Genomic DNA, 1427 nt, shown 5'->3' with positions numbered 1-1427 from the left:
GGTGGCCTTGGCGTCCTCGGTCAGCTGGTCCCAGGTCGTGGGCATCTCCGTGATCCCCGCGTCGGCGAGCAGGTCCTTGTTCACCGCCATCACGAACGGTCGGCTGGCGAACGGGATACCGATCTGCTTCGAGGTGCTCGGTCCGGAGATCCCGAAGGACGCGGGGTCGAACTGGTCCTTGCCCCCGACGGCCTTCCACTCCTTCGAGCCCATCTCGACGAAGGCGCCGGTGGCGTACGCGGTCGGCGTGAACGTGCTGCCGATCGCGTACACGTCCGGACCCTGCCCGGAGATGACGCTGGTCTGGATGGCGGTGAGCTCCTCCTGGGCGGACGAGTACGTCTCCCACTGGACGTTCGCACCGGTGGTGCGCTTGAACTCAGCGGCGACGTCCTGCTGCCACTGCTTGCGTTCCTTGGGGTAGGTGGTGTCCGCGCCCATCATGACGCGGAGGGTGTTCGGGTCGTCGCCGCTGCCGTTCACCACGGCGCATCCCTGGAGGGACAGCGCGGCGAGGGCGACCACGGCCGCGGCACCGATCACGGTGCGGGCATGAAGTCTTCGCGTGTTCACGGGGGTTTCCTCCTCGAGACCTCCTCCGGGCGGCACTGCCCGGTCGATCCACTGTCCCGCGGTTGGCAACATGCGGCAATCGGTTGCCACTTGTTGCCAGACCGGTTTACGTTCGCTGCACCGGCGCACCGAGGCACCGGCAGACCGCACCGGCGCACCGACGCGCAGGCCGGACGACGGAGGAACCGTGACCGACACCGACACCGCCCGGCGGGTGACCATCCGCGACATCGCCGACGCCACCGGTGTGGCGCCGTCCACGGTGTCCCGGGCGCTCTCCCTGCCCGACCGTGTGAACCAGGCGACGCAGCAGCGCATCCAGCAGGCGGCCCGGGAACTCGGCTACGTCCCGAACTCGCAGGCCCGGGCGCTCACGTCCGGCCGGACCCGCGCGGTCGCCGTGCTCGTGTCCGACATCACGAACCCCTTCTACTTCGACGTCATCCGCGGGACGCAGCACCAGCTCGCCGGTGCCGGGTGGACGCAGCTCCTCGTCGACACCGAGGAGTCCGCCGACGCCGAGATGGCCGCCCTCAGCGCGATCGCCGGGAAGGCCGACGGGGCCGTGCTCACCGCGTCGCGACTGTCCGACGCGCAGATCGCCCGGTTCGCCGAACGCACCCCGCTCGTCGTGGTGAACCGCCGGCCCGCCGGGGTCCCCTCCGTGCTGATCGACACCCCCGGCGGGGTCGAGCAGGCCGTGCAGCACCTGGTGTCCCTCGGCCACCGGGACATCCTCTACGTCGCCGGCCCGGACAGCTCGTGGTCGAACGAACGCCGGTGGAAGGCCCTCGTCCGCGTCGCCAAGCGCCTCGGCGTGCGGGTCGGCCGCGCCGGGCCGCACGCGCCGTTCG

General features: G+C 71.1%; 2 protein-coding genes. One reads left to right on the top strand and one right to left on the bottom strand.

Annotation, left to right across the window (positions count from 1 at the left end; translation table 11 throughout):
• On the bottom strand, positions 1-573 hold a 573-nt coding region (locus tag BIV03_RS04320; protein WP_139201854.1), incomplete at its 3' end, for an ABC transporter substrate-binding protein.
• 187 nt (positions 574-760) lie between these two features.
• Between BIV03_RS04320 and BIV03_RS04315 the strand changes: the two genes are divergently transcribed.
• Positions 761-1427: LacI family DNA-binding transcriptional regulator (locus tag BIV03_RS04315; protein ID WP_254790727.1), on the top strand; the 667-nt coding region annotated here is incomplete at its 3' end.

Origin of the sequence: Curtobacterium sp. MCBA15_016, from assembly GCF_001865105.1 — a bacterium.
Taxonomy (GTDB): Bacteria; Actinomycetota; Actinomycetes; order Actinomycetales; family Microbacteriaceae; genus Curtobacterium.
The sequence above is the reverse complement of the archived record's forward strand: the minus strand, read 5'-3'. Positions and strand labels throughout refer to the sequence as shown.